An 18731-nucleotide genomic window follows, 5' to 3' on the forward strand; every position below is an offset into this window, starting at 1 on the left:
AGGACAATGGTCAACTCACTTTTGGACAGGAGAGCCAACAACGCTCTTCGGTGAGCTGGTCGATGCGCCGCGCCGCTTCCGCCATTGGCACCTGTTCGGCCCGCCAGGACTGGCGCAGCGCAGCCACCTCTTTCACCCGCTCCGCCCAGGCGGCGGGGAAGCAGGCTTCCAGCCGGCGGCGGATGGCTCCGGCGAGGCCCGGCGCGGTGCCGCCGGTCGAGACGGTAAGCAGCAGATCGCCCCGGCGGATTTCCGCCACGGCGTGGAAGTCGCAGTATTCCGGCTCGTCCTCGACATTCACCAGCACGCGCAGGCGCCGCGCCGCCTCGGCCAGCGGGACGAATTGCTCGCGCGGCAGTCCGGCGATCCAAAGCGCATGCAGTTGCGAAAGCTCGGCCTCATCCGGAAGGGCAGGGCGCAAGGCCGTGCCAGCCTCAAGCGCCAGGACGGCGTCAGCCCCCTCGGTATAGAAACGCAACCCATCCGCCCCCGCCTGGCGCAGCGCGCGCAGACGGCGCAGCGCGGCCGGGCCGGAACCGGCCAAGCCAAGCCGCACGCGATCGGGGGATAGCGCCAGGGGAATCATGGCACTTTAGAAGATGATTTTTTACAGCCTTGCAATGGAGGTAAAAAAATAAAGATTTTCTCCTGCCATAGCGGGAACGCGTAAAACGGTTTTTCGGATTTGCCACTCTTCCGGCAAACGCAAACCATCAAATTCCTATTGAATTTGTCTGTATTTCTGAGGCGAGGCTCAAATCTGAGTCTCGCTGATCGCCAGATCCATGGCGAACACCGTGCCGCGCGGCCCGGTTTCCTCCAGCACGAGGTCACCGCCATGGGCGCGGATAAGGTCGCGGGCGATGGCCAAGCCCAGCCCGGTGCCCCCGTAGCGGCCGGAGCTGGTGAAGGGCTGGAACAGCCGGTCCTGCACACGCAGCGGCAGGCCGGGGCCATCGTCGGCCACGCGCATGCGCGTCACGCCGCTGCGGCTTTCGGTCGTCACGCGGATGATCTTGGCTCCGGCTTCGGCGGCGTTGCGCATCAGGTTCACCAGCACGCGGTAGATCTGCCCGCGGTCGAGCGGCAGCACCAGCGCCTCGGGCACCTCGTTTTGGATGGTCACGCCGCTATCCACGGGCCGGACCACCAGCGCCGCCTCCTCTATCAATTCGTAAAGCGGCACGGCGGAGCGCACCACGGGCGGCGGACCCTCGCGGGCGAAATCCACCGTGCGGGTCACCATCTGCGCGGCGCGCTCCACCGCGCTCACCAGGGTGCGTGAGGCTCGCTCGATGGTGGGGTCGTTGATGGTCTGCAAACGGTCCGAGACCAGCAGCGCCGAGCTGAGGATGTTGCGCAGGTCGTGGCTGATCTTGGCCACGGAGGTGCCCACGGCGGCGAGGCGCGCGTTGCGCCATAGCGCGGCCCGCATCTCGTCCTGCATCGATTTGAGCTCCCGCGCCGCGCCGGAAATCTCATCCTCCGGCCGGTTGCCCAGCCAGGCCAGGTCGCTGGCGCTTTCCTGCTCCGGGTCCTCGCGGAAATTAATGATGCTGGTGGTGATGATGCGCATGGGGCGCACCAGCAGCCGGTCCAGCACGGCGAAGATCAGCAGCCCGGTGATCAGCGCCATGATCACGGTAACGGCGAAGGCGCGCTTGGCGTAGGCATTCAGATCGGCGTCGAGCGGCGCCTCGTTCGCCGTGACCTCCAGCATCGCGTTCTCTTGCAGCGGCGAGGGGGCGATGATCTGGATTTCATGCCCGCCCAGCCCGACGAGATGTAATACGGCCCGCAAGGTGCTGTACCATAAGGTCTCATCCGACAGGACAACATGGCAGGAAGCGGGTGGGATGGGGTGGCTGCTGCTCAGCGTCAGGGGTGGCTGGCCGGGTTCTTTAAGAATGATCTGGTCGTCGAGCGCAAAGGCGAGCAGTGAATCCTGAGCCTGCGGGGAAAGCGTGGCCCCGGACTGCTCCAGCGGGTAGGTGGCCAGATGCGCATGTGCCACACGGTCCCTCAGCCAGGTCTGGCGCTCGCGCCCCAGGTTGGGGAGCATCACGATCAGCTCGATGACCAGGATGATGGCGACGGTAAGCCACAGCACCCGGCCGGAGAGCGTGTCGCCGAACAGTTCGAATTTGGGCCGGTCTGGGCGGTGTGCCGGGCTCATGCAGCGTGAAGAGCGGTCTCCGCGGCATCGCGTCCGGCGGTGAACAGGTGCTCGAGAAAGCCCTTTTCGGTGTTCATCTTCGAGGTCAGCGGATGCCTGGCCAGCGCCTCATCGGCGGAAATATCGAGCAGCCGCGTATGGCGGGGCAGCATGGAAAGCTCGGCATCCAGCGGCGCCTGGAAGGCGATCTCGTGCAGCCGGTGCACGATGTCCGCGGTGGAATTGGGCACGCCCTTGCGCTGGCGCGGCTGGGCGCGCACCAGCACCAGCCGGTCCGGCCGGGGGACGAGCACCGGCGCCAGCGGCGGATTGCAGGAATAGCCGCCATCCCAATAATGCCGCCCATTGATCTCGATGGCCGGGAACATCATCGGGAGGCAGGCAGAGGCCAGCAAGTGCCGCACCCCGATCTCGGCATTGCTGAACACCTTCGATTCGCCGGTTTCCACGTCCGTGGCGCCGACATAGAGCCGCGGCGCGGACGGATCACGGATCGCGTCCTCGTCGAGCAGGCCCTCTATCAGCGGGGCCAGCGGATTCTGCCCCAGCGGATTCATCTGGTCCGGGTTGAGCACGCGCAGCACGTTGGTGAGGCCGGTCCAGGCCAGCTCGTTGCCCAGCTCGATGCTCTTGTCCCACCCCCAGAGCCAATCCATAGGCGTGGCGAAGTTGCTGAAAACATTGGCCTCGCCGATGCGGGTCCATAGCTGGCGCAGCGCCGCGCGGGCGCCGGCGGGCCCGTTATGCACATAGCCCTGCACCGCCATGGCGGCGTTCATGGCGCCAGAGGACACGCCGGTGATGGCGGCGAATTCCAGCCCCTCCTCGAGCAGGCGGTCGAGCACACCCCAGGTGAAGGCGCCATGCGCGCCGCCGCCCTGCAGGGCCAGCGTGATCCGGGGAGGGAAGAGGGGGGAAAATGTCATGATTATAAACAGCCCTTGTTGCGCGTTCTGGCACCATGCGCAACACCGTAGGCAGAGTGCCGCATTGACGGCGACGGGCGAGGCCGCCTATATCGCGCCATCGCGCCTAGCCGGGGACGGTTCGGCGCTCGTCCTATTTTTGTCTTTCGCCGGAGTAGAATACCGTGAAACGGACCTATCAACCTTCCAAACTCGTCCGCAAGCGCCGGCATGGGTTCCGCGCCCGCATGGCGACCGTTGGCGGCCGCAAGGTGCTCGCCAACCGCCGCTCCAAGGGCCGCGCCAAGCTTTCCGCCTGATTCCCGGCCGCCGCGCCAGGAGCCCAGCATGGCTCGGCTGACACCGCCGAAACGCTTCAAAAAGCGGGCTGATTTCCTTCGTCTCGCGGCGCGGGGCAAGAAAATCGCCAAAAGCGGATTCGTCATGCAGGCGCTGCGCGAAAGCGCTGAGCCCGAGCTGCGCGTGGGCTTTACCGCGACCAAGAAAATCGGCAACGCCGTCGCCCGCAACCGTGCCAAGCGCCGGCTGCGGGAGGCGGCGCGTCTTGGTTTGGCTGGGCGCGAGATGCCGGGCGTGGAGCTGGTGCTAATCGCGCGGCGCGAGACCGGCTCCGTGCCGTTCTCCACCTTGCGCCGGAACCTGGCGAAAGCCCTGGACGAGGCGCTGGCATGAGCCCGGCGGCGTACATGCTCTCGGGGGCAATCCGGGTGTATGAGCTTACCTTGCGTCCGGTGATCGGCGCGAATTGCCGTTTTTTTCCCTCCTGCAGCGCCTATGCGCGCGAGGCCATCCGCGTCCATGGCGCGGGCAAGGGCGGCGCGCTCGCGGCGAAGCGGATTCTGCGCTGCCATCCCTGGCATCCGGGCGGGTACGACCCGGTTCCCCCACCTTTGAAACACTCCTGAAAGCCCCCATGGATCAGAAGCGTCTGCTGCTCGCCGTCTCCGTGTCGCTCGTTATCATGCTGGCGTTCACGTTCATCCAGAACAAGTTCCTGCCGCATCCGGCGCCGGTTCCTGCTCAGGTGCAGGCGCCCGCCATGGCGGCGCAGTCCGCCGGCGCGCCCGGCACCGCGCAACAGGCCCCGGCCCCCGGCCCGCGCCTGGCGGTGGACGCGCCGCTAATTCAGGGCAGTATCGGCCTCACCGGCGCGGTGTTCGATGACGTGGTGCTGAAGCAGTACCACACGACCGTAGCCCCCAATTCCCCGCTGGTGCAGGTTATGGGCCGCCGCGGCGGCGACAAGCCGAGCTATGTGCAGTTCGGCTGGAGCGCGCCCGCCGGGGTGAAGGTGCCGGATGACAGAACGGTGTGGAGCGCCAGCGCCGGTACCCTGACGCCGCAGACCCCGGTGACGCTGTCCTGGGATAACGGCCAGGGCCTGACCTTCCAGCTCCAGCTCGCCGTGGACGACAAGTACATGTTCACGGTCACGCAGAACGTGGTCAACCACGGCGCCGCCCCGGTGCAGCTCTATCCGTGGTCCCGCGTGGTGCGCGACTACAAGCCGAAGGAGCAGAGCAGCTGGGTGCTGTTTGACGGCCCGCTCGGCGTGTTCAACGGCACGCTCAAGCAGGTATCCTATAACGCGCTGAAGTCCGACGGTTCCAAGGCGCCGGGCGGCACGGCCTATACCGAGACCGCGCCGGGCGGCTGGATCGGCATCACCGACAAGTACTGGCTCTCCGCCGTGGCGCCGGAGCAGTCCGCCAGCATGACTGGCTCCATGAGCTATGGCACCGTGAATGATGGCGACGGCAGCGCCTACGAGACCTCGTTCATCACCGCCGCGCCGCTTACCGCGGCGCCGGGTGGCAATGCCGCCTTCACCAGCCATGTCTTCACCGGCGCCAAGGTGGTGAAGATCCTGGATGCGTATCAGAGCGAGTATCACATCCCGAATTTCTACAAGGCGGTGGATTTCGGGCACCTGTACTTCCTGACCAAGCCGATCTTCTTCGCGCTCGACTACCTGAACTCTCTGCTCGGCAATTTCGGCCTGGCGATCATGGTGTTCACCGTGGGCGTGAAGCTCGTGTTCTTCCCGCTGGCCAGCTACTCCTACCGCTCCATGGGCAAGATGCGGCTGGTGCAGCCGAAGATCGCGGCGCTGCGCGAGCAGCACAAGGACGACGCGGCGAAGCTGCAGCAGGCCACGATGGAGCTGTACAAGGCCGAGAAGATCAACCCGGCCTCGGGCTGCCTGCCGATGCTGCTGCAGATCCCGGTGTTCTTCTCGCTGTACAAGGTCATCTTCATCACCATCGAGATGCGCCAGGCGCCGTTCTACGGCTGGGTGCACGACCTCTCGGTGCCTGACCCGACGAACCTGTTCAACCTGTTCGGTCTGCTGCCCTTCGACCCGACGGCGATCTACGCGCCGCTGCATCTCGGCGCGCTGCCGCTCATCATGGGCCTGACCATGTTCCTGCAGCAGAAGCTGAACCCCGCCCCGGCCGACCCGGCCCAGGCGCGGATGTTCCAGCTTATGCCGATCGTCTTCACCTTCATGCTGGCAGGCTCGCCGTCCGGGCTGGTCCTGTACTGGGCATGGAACAACCTTCTTTCCGTGGGGCAACAATGGCTGATCATGCGCCAGACGGCGGCACAGCCGCGGGCGATTCCGGCGAAGAGCTGAACTTCCAGGCGGGGGAATTCACCCCCGCGCAGATCGAGGCGGGGCGCAAGCTCTTCGCCTCGGGCTGCGAGTTCTTCTACGCCGCGCAAGCGCTGCAAACCCTGCCCGAGCCGGCAGGGGTGGAGATCGCCTTCGCAGGGCGCTCCAATGTGGGTAAATCGTCGCTGCTGAACGCGCTCACCGGGCGCAAGGCGCTGGCGCGCGTGTCGCACCAGCCCGGGCGCACGCGCCAGCTCAACTTCTTCCGTTGCGCCGCGGGGCCTGTCGTGCTGGTGGACATGCCGGGCTACGGCTATGCCGAGGCGCCGAAGGAGGTCAAGCGCGACTGGCAGGGGCTGATGCTCGACTACCTGCGCGGGCGGCCGAACCTGCGCCGCGTGCTGCTGCTGCTCGATTCCCGGGTGGAGTTGAAAGTCTCCGACCAGACGGTGATGGAATTGCTCGACCAGTCCGCCGTGGCCTACCAGATCGTGCTGACCAAGGCGGATGCGGTGAAGCCCGGCGCGCTCAAGCGCAAGCAGGACGAGATTCTGGCCCTGACGAAAAAACACCCTGCGGCGTTGAACAGCCTGTTCACCACGTCTAGTGAGACGGGGCAGGGGATAGAGGAGTTGCGCGCCTCCATCGCCGAGTTTCTGTAATAGGGGAGCGACATATGACCAGGGATGCCATGACCACCGCGGCCCGTGAGGCAGATATTGTTGCGCGCGCGCTGCCCTATCTGCGCCGCTATGCCGGTGCCACCATCGTGGTGAAGTATGGTGGGCACGCCATGGAGGGCAGCCTCGCCAACGAGTTCGGCCGCGACATCGCGCTGCTCAAGCAGGTCGGTATCAACCCGGTGGTGGTGCATGGCGGCGGGCCGCAGATCAACGCCATGCTCGAACGCCTGGGAATCGAGTCCAACTTTGTCCACGGCCTGCGTATCACCGACGCCTCGATGGTCGAGGTGGTGGAGATGGTGCTCTCCGGCACCGTGAACAAGCAGGTGGCGGGGCTTATCAACCGCGCCGGCGCGCTGGCGGTGGGCATTTCCGGCAAGGATGGCGGGCTGATCCGCGCCCGCAAGGTGACGCGCAAGATCAAGGATCCGGATTCCGAGATCGAGCGTGTCCTCGATCTCGGCTTCGTCGGCGAGCCTTCGTTCATAGACACCCGCGTGATCCATGCCCTCACCGGCGCCGGGCTGATCCCAGTGATCGCGCCGGTTGGCAGTGGCGAGGATGGGGAGACCTACAACATCAATGCCGACACGGCGGCCGGGGCGATCGCCGGCGCGCTGAACGCGCAGCGCCTGTTGATGCTGACCGACGTGCCCGGTGTGCTGAACAAGGACAAGGAGCTGCTCTCCGACCTGACCATGGCGCAGGTGAAGGAGCTGATCGCCGATGGCACCATCTCGGGCGGCATGATCCCGAAGGTGGAGACCTGCATGGAAGCGGTGACGCAGGGTGTGAAGGGCGCCACGATCCTGGACGGCCGCGTGCCGCATGCGCTGCTGCTGGAGCTGTTCACCGAGGGCGGCATCGGCACGATGATCCACAAATAAGGGCCTTCCGCCCAGATTTGTGACAGTTCCGGGAAGATCCGCGCCGCCCGGACGTTTCTGCTTTTCCGGTCAAATCCGCTGCTCTATCCCTGCGCCGAGGTTGAATCCGCGCAGGAGGCCAGCGTGAGCGAGCGTGTCTATAATGTCCTGTTTCTTTGCCGCGCCAACAGCGCCCGTTCGATCATGGCGGAAGCGGTCCTGCGCAAGCTCGGCGCAGCGCATTTTCGCGCCTTTTCCGCCGGCAGCCAGCCAAGCGGCGTGGTGCATCCGCTGGCGCTGAAGGCGCTGGCCGATTACGAATTCCCGAGCGAAGGGCTCCGCTCCAAGAGCTGGGATGAGTTCTCCGCCCCTGGCGCGCCGGAGATGGATTTTGTCTTTACCGTCTGCGACGAAACGGCTGCCGAACCCTGCCCGGCATGGCCCGGTCACCCGATGACCGCGCATTGGGGTATCGACGACCCGCTGGCGGTGGAGGGCACGAAGATCCAGAAGGAGCGCGCCTTCATCCAGTCCTTCAAGTATCTGCGCACGCGGATCAGCATTTTCCTGAGCCTGCCGCTGGCCAGCATCGGCGCGCTGGCGCTGGGCGCGAAATTGCGCGAGATTGGGCACGCTGAAGGCGAATCTGCGCAAGGTGCTCAAGAAAGTGACGCAAAACTCTGATTATAAAATTTATTTCAACCCGTCTTGCGGTACAGCCCGGAACACGCTGGCATTGCTGCGGGAAGCGAATATTGAGCCACAAATCATTGAATATTTAAAAAATCATCCTTCGCGGGCGGATCTGGCCGCGCTGGCGAAGCAGATGGGCGGTGCCCGCCCGCTGCTGCGCGAGAAGGAGGCGCTGGCGGACGAGCTTGGCCTGAAGCAGGCTGATGACGAGGCGATTCTGGACGCCATCGCCAAGCACCCGATCCTGCTCAACCGCCCGGTGGTGGTATCGCCCAAGGGGGTGAAGGTCTGCCGCCCAGCCGAGTTGGTGAAGAGCATCATTTAGCGTCCTGGGCGGTTTTTTCGGTTAATTGGATCTTGGGTAATCTTCAGGCGGGTAGGCGAATGTATGTCGTAATTTTCCGCGCTGAAGCGGTGGCGCCGGATGACGACTATGCCGCCATGGCGGCAATGCTGCGTGACATGGCACTGCGTGATTTCGGCTGCCTGGAATTTTGCGCCGTGACCGAGGCGCGCCACGAAATCGCCCTGTCCTATTGGCCTGATCTTGCCTCGATTAAAGCCTGGAAGGCACAAGCTGAACACATGGTGGCGCAAAGGCTGGGGCGGGAGCACTGGTATAGCGCGTACCGTCTACAGATTGCGCATATCGAGAAGGATTATACCTTTTCCAGGAATGCAGAGTAGCCCTGAGTTCGGAACGGCAAGACAAACCAAAGCTTCTCAGCCTTGACCTGTCTTGCCGCAGCCATCACCGCTTCATGATGAATCTCAACAACCTTTGACAGCGCCGTGAGGCCGGGGCATGGGCGCGCCCCGCGGCGATTTAGCCAATGAACTCTCGCCAGGCTGCTGGATCTGAACCATGCTCGAAGCACAAAAACGAGGTAGCCGACAGATCAGTCAGGCTGCAGCGAAAACTCGACACGGCGATTCAGGGCACGACCACTTGCGGTATCATTTGGCGCAACGGGATTCGTTTCGCCACCGCCTTGCGTTGTCATGAGGTTGGGGTTTCCACCATTGCTGACAAGGAAATCCTTGACGGCTTCGGCACGCTTCTCCGACAACTGCTGGTTAGTGGTGATCCCTTGCCGCTGCAGCCCCGGGCCGATCGGCGTATTGTCCGTATAACCCGTAATGACAAGCGTCTGCGTCTGCGTCGGCGCGAGCTTGTACGCGATCTTAGCGAGGATGCTCTTCCCCTGGGGCGAAATTTTCCAGCTACCCGACTGGAAGAGCAGGTCGCTTTCCACCGTGTATTTGATTGCGCCACGCAACTGGCCAATCTTTGTCTGCGCATCCGTCAGCTGTTGCTGAAGCTGTTGGTTTTGCGACTGCAACTGCTCATTTTGCGTCTTCAAGTTATTATAGGCCCCCTGAGAGACGCAAGCGGAAAGCAAAAGCGGAGCCGCGATCCCAACTGCCACCATTCTTATTTTCGAGGCATGAGCACGCATATTGAATCCTCCTCGGTTAAACAATCCTTAAGTAATTCTATGCTAAGCCCTCTTATGGTAGGCATTTGGTCTTCGGTCGAAATTGATTCAAATCATGATTATTTGCGCTTTTTATTACATCGCGCTGAGCGCGAAATTACAAAGACGTATAGCGATGGTACTTAGCTGAGTACGGGCAGGAGATGACGGCTTGGGGTCATGCCTCCAGCCCGCGCATCATGGGCGGAATCAGCGTCGGGCCGGGGCTGAAACTCTTCGGCAGGTTGGGAACAATTGTAATGGCACTGGCAGCCCTGGGTATGTTCGCGGCCATCCGCCCGTAAACCCGGTACCAGTACAGCCGGGCGGGACATTGCGTGCTCCCATGGACCGGGTCACGGGCCGGATGGCACGAGCCCAGCATGTTGTGGCGCGAAGACCGTGGCGGGTGCGCTGGTGTAGAGCGCATCAAGGGAAAACCGCGTAGGTTGAACGCGCGCATGCATCTCCCAGGGCTGCGCCGCAGCTTTGGCCAGACGCAGAAATTCCAGCATCCCCAATAGTTGGGCCGCGCAAAAGAACAGCATGCAGACGCAGCCAAGCATTGAGGCCAGGCCGATTACGATATGTCCATCAAACGGCATCGTCAGTTCCTCCTGATTCAGAAAAGATTCAGCTGTCCCGCCGCCGTGGTGGGGCGCGGCACGTTGAATTGCGAGCAGTCCAATGCGGTGTCTCCGCCCTCCAGCCCGAACTGCTTCGCTGCCCGGGCGAAACGCTGGTGCAGCATCTCCGCATACGGGCCGGAGCCGGTGAAGCGGGAATGAAAGGACGGGTCGTTCAGCCGTCCGGCCCGGCTCTGGCGGATCAGGCTCAGCACATGGCTGGCGCGCTCTGGCAGATGTTTCTCCAGCCAATCGGTGAAGAGCGGCGCCAGCTCATGCGGCAGGCGGACGAGCGTTGTATGCGCGCTGTGTGCCCCGGCCTTGGCGGCGGCTTCCAGAATGCTCTCCAACTCGGCATCATTCACGCCCGGGATCATCGGCGAGGCCATGACGCCAGCGGGAATGCCAAGAGCCGAAAGCTCGGTGATGGCCGCCAGGCGCCGGGCCGGGGAGGCCGCGCGCGGCTCCATCGCTCGGGCCAGGGCCGGGTCTAGCGTGGTAACCGAAATATACACCTTGGCCAAATTCCTCGCCGCCATGCGCGACAAAATATCGGCATCCCGCAGCACGCCGGCGGATTTGGTGATGATGCTGACCGGGTTTCTGAACCGCTCCAGCACCTCCAGGACCGCGCGGGTGAGCGCCAGGGTGCGCTCCACCGGCTGGTACGGGTCGGTATTCGAGCCCAGCACAATAACGCTGGGCTTGTAGCTGGCGCGGGAGAGTTCCTTCTCCAGCAGGCGCGGTGCCTCGGGCTTGAAGACGATCTTCGTCTCGAAATCGAGCCCTGCGGAAAAGCCAAGATAGGCGTGGCTGGGGCGGGCGAAACAGTAGATGCAGCCATGCTCGCAGCCCCGGTACGGGTTCACGCTTTGCTCGAAGGCAATGTCCGGGCTGTCATTGCGGGAGATGATGCTGCGCGTGGCGTCGCGGATCAGCATGGTCTGCGGTTTGGGGGCGCTGTCCTCGGGCAGGTCCCAGCCATCGTCGAAAGCATCCACCCTGGCGCGCTCGAACCGGTTCGGCGGGTTCACGGCCGTGCCGCGGCCTTTGAGCATGCCGCGCCTGACCTCGCTGTTGATCTGCAACCGGGATGCCGCCATGATGTTCCTGCTCCGTTCCGCAATGCATAAAATCATTCCGCATTGCGATAGTCAAGAACAAAATAAGAACATTTTCGTTGCGAGCTTGGCCAGCCAGCAAATTCTGGCAGTTACGTTTCGTTAACGGTCTGGAAATGTTCCCTGAGCCGGGGCATCAGCTCAACCAGGTTGCAGGGGCGGTGCCGGGAGTCGAGCTGGAAACGCAGGATCTCATCCCAGCCGTCCTTCACCGCGCCGGTGGAACCGGGCAGGGCGAACAGATAGGTTCCGGCAGCAACACCGCCCAGCGCGCGGGACTGCATGGTGGAGGTGCCGATCTTGGCATAGGAGAGCCAGCGGAACAGCTCGCCGAAGCCCTCGATCTCCTTGTCCAGCACGCGGCGGTACGCCTCGGGCGTCACGTCGCGCCCCGTCACCCCGGTGCCGCCAGTGGTGATCACCACATCAACGCCCGGATCGGCGATCCAGGCGGCAAGCTGTGCTACGATGGCGTCCACGTCGTCCCGGATGATCGCCCGTCCGGCGAGCACGTGGCCAGCGGTGGTAAGCAGTGCGGCCAGCGTGTCCCCGGAAGTATCATTCTCCAGCGTGCGGGTGTCGGAGATCGTCGCCACCGCGATGCGCACAGGCAGGAACGGCGCAGTCTCGTCGATCCGGCTCAATTCGCGTCCGCGGTGTAGACGTTGGCGTTGAGCTGCGGGAAGTTGCCTTCCGCCAGATCGTTCAGGCTCTCTGGTTTGGTCCCGATCTCCTCCGCATAGAGCCAGCTATCGGCCAGCACCTGGCGGACGTAACGCCGGGTCTCGTCAGTCGGAATGCTCTCGATGAACAGCAGCGGGTCGCTGGTGTCCTGACCCTGAGCAGGCCATGAGGCGGCGGCGTTCGGCCCCGCATTATAGCTGGCAAGAACGGCCAGGAGGTTGTTGTTTACCCCAGGCTGCGCCGCGAGATAACGCAGATAGGCCTGACCCATGGCGAGATTGGCCGAGGGGTCGGACAGCGAGCCATCCACGCCCTGGGTGCGGCGAATGGTGGCCGCGGTGGCGGGCATGAGCTGCATCAGCCCGCGCGCGCCGCAGCGGGAAACGGCGTTGGGGTCGAAGCCGGATTCCGTGCGGGTGAGGGCGTAGACCAGCGACGGATCGACCGTGAACCCGCCCGAGGGATGCAGCGAAGGCAGCGGCAGCCTTGCGCCGGCGATCTCATCCACCGGGCTCGGCATGGTGCCGGCAATGGCCACGGTGACATCGACCAGCCCGGCGCGGGCGGCCACGGCCATGACCGAGCGGGCGAGCGCCGGGTCGCTCTGCATTTGCGGCCACAGCGCGCGCAGGGCCGTCGCGGCTTGTTCGGGCTCGCCGATCTGCAGCAGGGCGAAGGCGCGGTGCCCCTCGGGGATGGCGTCCACGGCGATGACGTCAGCTTCCGTCAGGGTCGCCGAAATGCCCGTGGGGCCGAAGCCCTGGCCGAGCAGCTTGCCAGCCAGCATGCCGTAGAAGGTGCCGCTGGCCCAGGAGGCTTGGCGCAGCCAGTTCAGGTACTGCTCCGGCTGTTGCAGGCGCAGCGCCGCGCGCGCGGCCCAGAACTGGCTGGCGGCGCGGTCGTCGTCCGAGATGCCGGAGAACTGCGCCGTAGAGGCGAAGATACTGGCGGCGGTGCTGATATCGCCACGCTCCCAGGCGTCCAGCCCGGTCATGAAGCGCTGGTGCCAGGCATTGCTGTCCGGCTCGAAGACCGGCATGGCGGCTGCGCCCGGGGTGATGGTGGTTTCCGGCATCAGCGCCGTTTGCGGCCGCGGCGGCAGCTCGGACCGTTGCAGCTTGAGTTGCATGAGCTTGTAGATGTCGGACGCTTCCGGTTCGCCGGAATACTGCGCCCACCAGGCGGTGAGTTCCGCGGGTTTTGTGGTGTAGTCCGGGCTCAGATAGCGCGCGGCCAGCACGCTGCCGAGCAGGGAGGTGTCGCCCAGCCGGCCAATCAGGCGGTCGGCTGCGGCGTAGGCGCCGTTTTCCTGCAATTGCAGGACGCGTTGGTAGATTGCCACGTCGCTTGGGGCGAGCGGTTGCGGCAAGGTGATTTCCACCTCACCCGACGGGGCATTGCGCGGTACGGCGTAAGCCACGCTATCGCCATTCATGGCGCTAAGCGGCGCTGTGGGGGGCTGGTACGTTCCCGGGCCTTGTCCCATATCAGGGGACTTCGCCGATGCCTTCGTGGGGGCCACGAGGCTAAGGGCGAAAACGGAAGCCGTGGCAAAAGCCAGACGGATGCCGTTCAGGCGGGGAAGCGGTTTGGGGGCTCCTCGCATAGCTAACGCCCCTACACGGCATATCCGTATGACGCAACCATTTTCGGCGAGACGAGTCTCATGTTTTTAGACGAATTCCTTGCTTTCAGTAGTTTGCAAGGGGGATTGGTAATCAAATTTTCGTGAGAATCAAGCCGTCGGCGGGCTTTCCAGCCAGGCTTTCAAGGTCAGCAGGTCTCGCCATGCCTCCGCTTTGGCCAGTGGCGTGCGCAGCAGATAGGCAGGGTGATACGTCGCCAGACAGGGCAGGGGCGCGCTCAGACCGGCGATCTCCGCCTCCCGCCAAGTGCCGCGCAGACGCCGTATGCCCATGGCGCCCTCGGCCGGGAGCAGCGCCTTGGCCGCCACAGCGCCCAGCGCCATCAGCCCGCGCGGGGCGATGAGCGCGATCTGCCGGTGCAGGAAGGGCAGGCACAGGGCTACCTCGGCCTCCGTGGGCGTGCGGTTGCCAGGCGGGCGCCAGGGCACGGTGTTGATGATGCGCACCTTGGCGCGGTCCAGCCCGATGCTTGCCAGCATGCGGTCCAGCAGCAGCCCGGCCGGGCCGACGAAGGGCTTGCCGGCGCGGTCTTCGTCGCCGCCCGGCGCCTCGCCCACAATGATCAGCCTCGCGTCAGCCGCGCCATCGGCGAACACCAGTTGGGTTGCGGTGTCGCGCAGGGCGCAGCCGGTGAAATTGCGCATCGCCTCTTCCAGCTCCGCCAGACTCTGGCAGGATTCGGCGAGCTTGCGCGCCTCGGCCGGGCCGGCTGGCATGGCCGGGGCAGGGCGTGGGGCCTGGGCGGGGCGGGGCAGTGATGCAGGCGCCGTTTCGGCGGGTGGCGGTGGCGGCAAGGCATGGCGGCGGTCCTGCGGCGCGTCGAGCAGCGCCTCATCCGCGCCCCATTCCCATTGCAGGCGTAACGCTTCAAGCAGTTCCATGCACCTTATTTACCCATTCCGAACTGGATTGAAATCATTCTCAGCTCCCCTTACACCCGGTTGAGCTATAGATCTTAACTACACCGGGTCTGGTACAAGGAAGGAAGCAATCAATGTCAGACGAAACCCTGCCGCGCGAGGCGATGGAATTCGATGTTCTGGTCGTCGGTGCCGGCCCGTCCGGTCTCACTGCCGCGATCAAGCTGAAACAGCTCAATCCTGAACTTTCCGTCTGCGTGGTGGAAAAGGGCAGCGAGGTTGGCGCGCATATTCTCTCCGGCGCGGTGCTGGAACCGCGGGCGCTGAAGGAACTCTTCCCCGATTGCGATCCGGGGCTGATCCCGCTCGCCACCCCCGTCACCGAGGACAAGTTCGTCTTCCTGTACGACGAGACCAAGGCATTTGCCATGCCGACTCCGCCGCAGATGCATAACGAGGGCAATTACATCGTCTCCCTCGGCAACGTGGTGCGCTGGCTCGGGCAGCAGGCGGAAGAGCTGGGCGTGGAGATCTACCCCGGCTTCGCAGCCGCCGAGCTGCTGGTGGAGGGTGGCCGCGTCGTCGGCGTTGCCACCGGCGACATGGGCATCGGCAAGGATGGCCAGCCGACCGAGAACTTCCAGCGCGGCATGGAGCTGCGCGCCACTTATACAGTGTTCGCCGAGGGCTGCCGCGGCTCGCTCTCCAAGCAGCTGATGACCGAGTTCAAACTGCGCGAGACCTGCGATCCGCAGACCTATGGCATCGGCATCAAGGAGCTGTGGGAGGTCAAGCCCGAGAAGTTCCAGAAGGGCCTGACCCTGCACAGCATCGGCTGGCCGCTGAAGTCCGACACCTATGGCGGATCATTTCTCTATCATTTCGGTGAAAATCTGGTCGCGATCGGCTTCGTCGTCGGGCTGGACTACACGAACCCGTATCTCTCGCCCTTCCAGGAGTTCCAGCGCTACAAGACGCATCCGGCCATCGCGCCCACCTTCGAGGGGGCGAAGCGCATCTCTTACGGCGCGCGCGCGATCAACGAAGGCGGCTTCCAGTCCCTGCCCAAGCTGACCTTCCCCGGCGGCGTACTCATCGGCGACACTGCGGGCACGCTGAACGTGCCGAAGATCAAAGGCACGCATACCGCGATGAAGTCCGCCATGGTCGCGGCGGAAGCGATTGCCGAGGCCTTTGCCGCCGACAAGCCGGATGAGGTGACCGCCTATACCGCCAAGCTGAAGGAGAGCTGGGTGTGGTCCGAGCTGCACCAGGTCCGCAACATTCGTCCCGGCTTTGCGAAATGGGGGCTCTATGGCGGGCTGGTGAACGCGGCGCTGGAGACCTATCTGCTCAAGGGCAGGGCTCCCTGGACCCTCAAGAACCACGCCGACCACGACCACCTGAAGAAGGCCGCCGAGTGCAAGCCGATCGACTACCCCAAGCCGGACGGCAAGCTCACCTTCGACCGTCTCTCCTCGGTGTTCCTCTCCAACACCAACCATGAGGAAAACCAACCGGCGCACCTGAAGCTGCTGGACCCGGCGAAGGCGATTTCCGTCAACTGGGATCTCTACCGCAGCCCGGAGACGCGCTATTGCCCGGCGGGCGTGTACGAGATCATCGGTGCCGAGGAAGGCCATCCGCAGTTGCAGATCAACGCGCAGAACTGCGTGCATTGCAAAACCTGCGACATCAAGGACCCGACCCAGAACATCAACTGGGTGGTGCCCGAGGGCGCTGGCGGGCCGAACTACCCGGGCGGCATGTAGGCATAACGGCTCCGGCGGCCATGCGCCGCCGGGAAGCGGGCCGAGATATTCCAGCGCACCCCCGGACTTTCCAGCGCGGGCGAGAGAAAGGCTTGACATCGAAAGCGTAACTTTTCCGTTCCGCGTGTGCGCCACGGCAGGCTAACTTGACAAGTTACGACATCGGTATGAAAGCACTTTTTGTGTGTAAGCTGAAACAGGCGTAATTTGCATCCATGACTATTCGCATTGGCATCGCCGGCATTTCCGGCCGCATGGGCATCTATCTCGCCGAGGAGGCCGCCGCGGCCGCCTCGCTTTCCGGCGGCACCAGCCGCTCGGGGCGGGGGCCCGAGGGCGCGCCGCATTTCTCCGACATCACGGCGCTGGCCCGGGAATCGGATGTGGTGATTGACTTCACCCATGCCAGCACGGTGGCCGAGCACGCAGCCGCCCTGGCCGCCACCGAGACGCCCTGGGTGCTGGGCACCACCGGCTATGGCGCGGCTGAGCAGGCGGCCATCGAGGAGGCGGCCAGGAGCATCCCCGTCATCGCCTCGCCGAATTTCTGCACCGGCGTGAACCTGCTGCTGCTGCTGGCCGAAAAGCTGGGCCACGCGCTGCCGCCGCACCAATACGATGCCGAGATCCTGGAAATGCACCACCGGCAGAAGGTGGATGCGCCCTCGGGCACCGCGCTCGCCATTGGCCGCGCCGTGGCGCAGGGCAGGGGCATGAAGCTGGAAGAGGTGATGGTCTCCGGCCGGGACGGGAATACCGGTCCGCGCAAGGATGGAGAGATCGGCTTTGCCACGCTGCGCGGCGGGCAGATTGTCGGCAGCCATTCCGTGCTGTTCACGGCGGGTGACGAACAGATCACCCTTACCCACCACGCCTTCGACCGCCGGGTGTTTGCCTCCGGCGCGGTGCGCGCGGCGCTCTGGCTGCACGCCCAGCCCGCCGGGCTGTATTCGATGCGGGATTTTTTGCGCTTGTAAAGCCTATGCGGCCACAGGGTATTGACCCCGGGGGCCGGATACGTCATCCGAGGCCGCCTGGATTTTTGGGGGTAATGCATAATGCGTGATCGCGGCGAATTTCTTTTCACGTCTGAGTCTGTTTCGGAAGGCCATCCGGACAAGGTTGCCGACCGGATTTCCGATACCGTTGTCGATGCCTATCTGGCCGCCGACCCGTATGCGCGCGTCGCCTGCGAAACGCTGGTGACCACGAATCGGATCATCCTGGCTGGCGAGGTTCGCGGGCCGGAGACGATCACCAAGGAGCATCTCGCGCATCTCGCCCGCATGGCGGTGCATGATATCGGCTACGACCAGGATGGCTTCTCCTGGAAGAACGCCGACGTGGCCGTGCATCTGCACGCGCAGTCCGCGCATATCGCGGTCGGCGTGGACGCCGCCGGGGACAAGGACGAGGGCGCTGGCGACCAGGGCATCATGTTCGGCTACGCCTGCACCGAGACCGAGGCGCTGATGCCCGCCCCGATCTATTATTCGCACCTGATCCTGCGCCGCATCTCCGAGCTGCGCCGCGCCGCCGATTCCCAAGTGAAGGGGCTGCTGCCGGACGCCAAGAGCCAGGTGACGCTGAAATATGTCAACGGTAAGCCGGTGGGCGCGACCTCGGTGGTCGTCTCCATCCAGCACGAGGAGAGCATCTCGCTCGCCCAGGTGCGCGAGATGATCCGCCCGATCGTCACCGCGGCGCTGCCCGAGGGCTGGATGCCGGCCGAGAAAGATTTCTACGTCAACCCGACCGGCATCTTCGTGATCGGCGGGCCGGATGGCGATTGCGGCCTCACCGGGCGCAAGATCATCGTGGACACCTACGGTGGTGCTGCCCCGCATGGCGGCGGCGCCTTCTCCGGCAAGGACCCCACGAAGGTGGACCGTTCCGCGGCGTATGTCTCGCGCTACCTCGCCAAGAACGTGGTGGCCGCGGGCCTTGCCGAGCGCTGCACGCTGCAACTCTCCTACGCCATCGGCGTGAGCCAGCCGCTCTCGCTGTATGTGGACCTGCACGGCACCGGCAATGACGTGAATGAAGAGAAGGTGGCTGCCACCCTGCGCGAACTCGTGAACCTGACGCCGCGCGGCATCCGCGAGCATCTGCAGCTCAACCGGCCGATCTACACGCCGACCTCCTCGTTCGGCCATTTTGGCCGCACCCCGGATGCGGATCTCGGCACCTTCACCTGGGAGAAGACCGACCTCGTCCCAGCGCTGAAGTCCGCCTTTGGCCGTTGAGGGCGTCAAGCCGGTCCCGGACCGGCTCTACGGCCGCGTAAAGGGTAAGAAGCTCCGCCCGCGCCAGGAATGGCTGCTGGCGGAGTTTCTGCCGCGCATGGCGTGGCCGGAGGTGCCGTTTGCCATCACCCCGCGCGAAATCTGGCTGGAAGTCGGGTTTGGCGGGGGTGAGCACGCCTATGAGCACGCCACGAAGAACCAGGATGTCGGCTATATCGCCGCCGAAGTGTTCGAGACCGGCATCTGCTCGCTGCTCTCGCGCATCGCGCCGGATAGCGTGGAGCACCCGGAGCCGCTGCCGAATCTGCGCCTGTTCACCGACGATGCGCGGCCGCTG

Annotated in this window: 21 protein-coding genes and 1 pseudogene; 13 read left to right on the forward strand and 9 right to left on the reverse strand. The window is 64.5% G+C overall.

Annotated features, from left to right (window positions below; translation table 11 throughout):
* Nucleotides 1-10 precede the first annotated feature (10 nt).
* From ACLPJJ_RS05010 to ACLPJJ_RS05020, 3 genes are all read right to left on the reverse strand, one after another.
* On the reverse strand, nt 11-586 hold the full coding sequence (locus ACLPJJ_RS05010) for a precorrin-2 dehydrogenase/sirohydrochlorin ferrochelatase family protein (RefSeq protein ID WP_443589851.1): 576 nt from the start codon (nt 584-586) through the stop codon (nt 11-13).
* Between the two features lie 168 nt (nt 587-754).
* Entirely contained in the window at nt 755-2176 is a 1422-nt protein-coding gene (locus ACLPJJ_RS05015; protein WP_443589852.1) for a sensor histidine kinase, read from the reverse strand.
* Nucleotides 2173-3102, reverse strand: a complete 930-nt coding sequence (locus tag ACLPJJ_RS05020) for a patatin-like phospholipase family protein (protein ID WP_443589853.1) — start codon at nt 3100-3102, stop codon at nt 2173-2175. The genes ACLPJJ_RS05015 and ACLPJJ_RS05020 overlap by 4 nt, the downstream gene beginning before the upstream one ends.
* A gap of 164 nt (nt 3103-3266) precedes the next feature.
* On the opposite strand from ACLPJJ_RS05020, the gene rpmH reads away from it, so the two are divergent.
* The 9 genes from rpmH to ACLPJJ_RS05065 all read left to right on the forward strand — a co-directional run bounded on the left by rpmH (nt 3267) and on the right by ACLPJJ_RS05065 (nt 8648).
* Nucleotides 3267-3401 carry a 50S ribosomal protein L34 gene (rpmH, locus tag ACLPJJ_RS05025; protein ID WP_043334407.1) on the forward strand — a complete coding sequence of 45 codons (135 nt, stop codon included), beginning with the start codon at nt 3267-3269 and terminating at the stop codon, nt 3399-3401.
* 28 nt (nt 3402-3429) lie between these two features.
* Complete coding sequence (gene rnpA, locus ACLPJJ_RS05030; protein ID WP_443589854.1) at nt 3430-3774, forward strand: ribonuclease P protein component; 345 nt, start codon at nt 3430-3432, stop codon at nt 3772-3774.
* Nucleotides 3771-4007 carry a membrane protein insertion efficiency factor YidD gene (yidD, locus tag ACLPJJ_RS05035; protein WP_443589855.1) on the forward strand — a complete coding sequence of 79 codons (237 nt, stop codon included), beginning with the start codon at nt 3771-3773 and terminating at the stop codon, nt 4005-4007. The genes rnpA and yidD overlap by 4 nt, the downstream gene beginning before the upstream one ends.
* Before the next feature lie 8 nt (nt 4008-4015).
* On the forward strand, nt 4016-5740 hold the full coding sequence (yidC, locus tag ACLPJJ_RS05040) for a membrane protein insertase YidC (RefSeq protein WP_443589856.1): 1725 nt from the start codon (nt 4016-4018) through the stop codon (nt 5738-5740).
* Entirely contained in the window at nt 5683-6381 is a 699-nt protein-coding gene (yihA, locus tag ACLPJJ_RS05045; protein ID WP_443589857.1) for a ribosome biogenesis GTP-binding protein YihA/YsxC, read from the forward strand. Before yidC ends, yihA begins: the two co-directional genes overlap by 58 nt.
* A 14-nt stretch (nt 6382-6395) precedes the next feature.
* Nucleotides 6396-7289 (forward strand): acetylglutamate kinase, encoded by an 894-nt coding sequence (gene argB, locus ACLPJJ_RS05050; RefSeq protein WP_443589858.1) that lies wholly within the window; start codon nt 6396-6398, stop codon nt 7287-7289.
* A gap of 123 nt (nt 7290-7412) precedes the next feature.
* The gene (locus ACLPJJ_RS05055) at nt 7413-7952 is read left to right on the forward strand and encodes an arsenate reductase ArsC (protein ID WP_443589859.1); all 540 of its coding nucleotides are present in this window, start codon (nt 7413-7415) and stop codon (nt 7950-7952) included.
* Nucleotides 7894-8286, forward strand: coding sequence for an arsenate reductase (glutaredoxin) (arsC, locus tag ACLPJJ_RS05060; protein ID WP_443589860.1), 393 nt, complete (start codon nt 7894-7896; stop codon nt 8284-8286). The genes ACLPJJ_RS05055 and arsC overlap by 59 nt, the downstream gene beginning before the upstream one ends.
* A gap of 59 nt (nt 8287-8345) precedes the next feature.
* On the forward strand, nt 8346-8648 hold the full coding sequence (locus ACLPJJ_RS05065; protein WP_443589861.1) for an antibiotic biosynthesis monooxygenase family protein: 303 nt from the start codon (nt 8346-8348) through the stop codon (nt 8646-8648).
* Nucleotides 8649-8860: 212 nt separating this feature from the next.
* On the opposite strand, the gene ACLPJJ_RS05070 is transcribed toward ACLPJJ_RS05065, so the two are convergent.
* The 6 genes from ACLPJJ_RS05070 to ACLPJJ_RS05095 form a co-directional block, all read right to left on the reverse strand.
* Nucleotides 8861-9421, reverse strand: a complete 561-nt coding sequence (locus tag ACLPJJ_RS05070; RefSeq protein ID WP_443589862.1) for an OmpA family protein — start codon at nt 9419-9421, stop codon at nt 8861-8863.
* Nucleotides 9422-9795: 374 nt separating this feature from the next.
* Nucleotides 9796-10044: a hypothetical protein gene (locus tag ACLPJJ_RS05075; RefSeq protein ID WP_443589863.1), complete on the reverse strand. Its 249-nt coding sequence runs from the start codon at nt 10042-10044 to the stop codon at nt 9796-9798.
* Between the two features lie 17 nt (nt 10045-10061).
* Nucleotides 10062-11168, reverse strand: coding sequence for a PA0069 family radical SAM protein (locus ACLPJJ_RS05080; protein ID WP_443589864.1), 1107 nt, complete (start codon nt 11166-11168; stop codon nt 10062-10064).
* A 110-nt stretch (nt 11169-11278) separates the two neighbouring features.
* Complete coding sequence (gene moaB / locus ACLPJJ_RS05085; protein WP_443589865.1) at nt 11279-11830, reverse strand: molybdenum cofactor biosynthesis protein B; 552 nt, start codon at nt 11828-11830, stop codon at nt 11279-11281.
* On the reverse strand, nt 11827-13290 hold the full coding sequence (locus tag ACLPJJ_RS05090) for a lytic transglycosylase domain-containing protein (protein ID WP_443589866.1): 1464 nt from the start codon (nt 13288-13290) through the stop codon (nt 11827-11829). The genes moaB and ACLPJJ_RS05090 overlap by 4 nt, the downstream gene beginning before the upstream one ends.
* A gap of 315 nt (nt 13291-13605) precedes the next feature.
* Nucleotides 13606-14397, reverse strand: a complete 792-nt coding sequence (locus ACLPJJ_RS05095; RefSeq protein WP_443589867.1) for a uracil-DNA glycosylase — start codon at nt 14395-14397, stop codon at nt 13606-13608.
* Nucleotides 14398-14510: 113 nt separating this feature from the next.
* Here ACLPJJ_RS05095 and ACLPJJ_RS05100 point away from each other — a divergent pair, with 113 nt between their 5' ends.
* The 4 genes and pseudogenes from ACLPJJ_RS05100 to ACLPJJ_RS05115 form a co-directional block, all read left to right on the forward strand.
* A complete protein-coding gene (locus ACLPJJ_RS05100; RefSeq protein WP_443589868.1) occupies nt 14511-16148 on the forward strand; it encodes an electron transfer flavoprotein-ubiquinone oxidoreductase in 1638 nt (545 codons plus the stop codon).
* Nucleotides 16149-16363: 215 nt separating this feature from the next.
* On the forward strand, nt 16364-17125 hold the full coding sequence (gene dapB / locus ACLPJJ_RS05105) for a 4-hydroxy-tetrahydrodipicolinate reductase (protein WP_443589869.1): 762 nt from the start codon (nt 16364-16366) through the stop codon (nt 17123-17125).
* 81 nt (nt 17126-17206) lie between these two features.
* Nucleotides 17207-18394 carry a methionine adenosyltransferase gene (metK, locus tag ACLPJJ_RS05110; protein ID WP_443589870.1) on the forward strand — a complete coding sequence of 396 codons (1188 nt, stop codon included), beginning with the start codon at nt 17207-17209 and terminating at the stop codon, nt 18392-18394.
* Nucleotides 18384-18731 (forward strand): annotated as a pseudogene (locus ACLPJJ_RS05115) (tRNA (guanine(46)-N(7))-methyltransferase TrmB); the annotation flags it as partial. The gene metK and the pseudogene ACLPJJ_RS05115, both read left to right, overlap by 11 nt.

It is taken from the genome of Acidocella sp. (assembly GCF_052326845.1).
Lineage (GTDB): Bacteria > Pseudomonadota > Alphaproteobacteria > Acetobacterales > Acetobacteraceae > Acidocella.

What these genes read in the sequence shown, in the direction of transcription:
- ACLPJJ_RS05010 (WP_443589851.1), bottom strand. Translation starts at nt 586, where the DNA reads ATGATTCCCCTGGCGCTATCCCCCGATCGCGTGCGGCTTGGCTTGGCC.
- ACLPJJ_RS05015 (WP_443589852.1), bottom strand. Translation starts at nt 2,176, where the DNA reads ATGAGCCCGGCACACCGCCCAGACCGGCCCAAATTCGAACTGTTCGGC.
- ACLPJJ_RS05020 (WP_443589853.1), bottom strand. Translation starts at nt 3,102, where the DNA reads ATGACATTTTCCCCCCTCTTCCCTCCCCGGATCACGCTGGCCCTGCAG.
- rnpA (WP_443589854.1), top strand. Translation starts at nt 3,430, where the DNA reads ATGGCTCGGCTGACACCGCCGAAACGCTTCAAAAAGCGGGCTGATTTC.
- yidD (WP_443589855.1), top strand. Translation starts at nt 3,771, where the DNA reads ATGAGCCCGGCGGCGTACATGCTCTCGGGGGCAATCCGGGTGTATGAG.
- yidC (WP_443589856.1), top strand. Translation starts at nt 4,016, where the DNA reads ATGGATCAGAAGCGTCTGCTGCTCGCCGTCTCCGTGTCGCTCGTTATC.
- yihA (WP_443589857.1), top strand. Translation starts at nt 5,683, where the DNA reads ATGGCTGATCATGCGCCAGACGGCGGCACAGCCGCGGGCGATTCCGGC.
- argB (WP_443589858.1), top strand. Translation starts at nt 6,396, where the DNA reads ATGACCAGGGATGCCATGACCACCGCGGCCCGTGAGGCAGATATTGTT.
- ACLPJJ_RS05065 (WP_443589861.1), top strand. Translation starts at nt 8,346, where the DNA reads ATGTATGTCGTAATTTTCCGCGCTGAAGCGGTGGCGCCGGATGACGAC.
- ACLPJJ_RS05070 (WP_443589862.1), bottom strand. Translation starts at nt 9,421, where the DNA reads ATGCGTGCTCATGCCTCGAAAATAAGAATGGTGGCAGTTGGGATCGCG.
- ACLPJJ_RS05075 (WP_443589863.1), bottom strand. Translation starts at nt 10,044, where the DNA reads ATGCCGTTTGATGGACATATCGTAATCGGCCTGGCCTCAATGCTTGGC.
- ACLPJJ_RS05080 (WP_443589864.1), bottom strand. Translation starts at nt 11,168, where the DNA reads ATGGCGGCATCCCGGTTGCAGATCAACAGCGAGGTCAGGCGCGGCATG.
- ACLPJJ_RS05095 (WP_443589867.1), bottom strand. Translation starts at nt 14,397, where the DNA reads ATGGAACTGCTTGAAGCGTTACGCCTGCAATGGGAATGGGGCGCGGAT.
- ACLPJJ_RS05100 (WP_443589868.1), top strand. Translation starts at nt 14,511, where the DNA reads ATGTCAGACGAAACCCTGCCGCGCGAGGCGATGGAATTCGATGTTCTG.
- dapB (WP_443589869.1), top strand. Translation starts at nt 16,364, where the DNA reads ATGACTATTCGCATTGGCATCGCCGGCATTTCCGGCCGCATGGGCATC.
- metK (WP_443589870.1), top strand. Translation starts at nt 17,207, where the DNA reads ATGCGTGATCGCGGCGAATTTCTTTTCACGTCTGAGTCTGTTTCGGAA.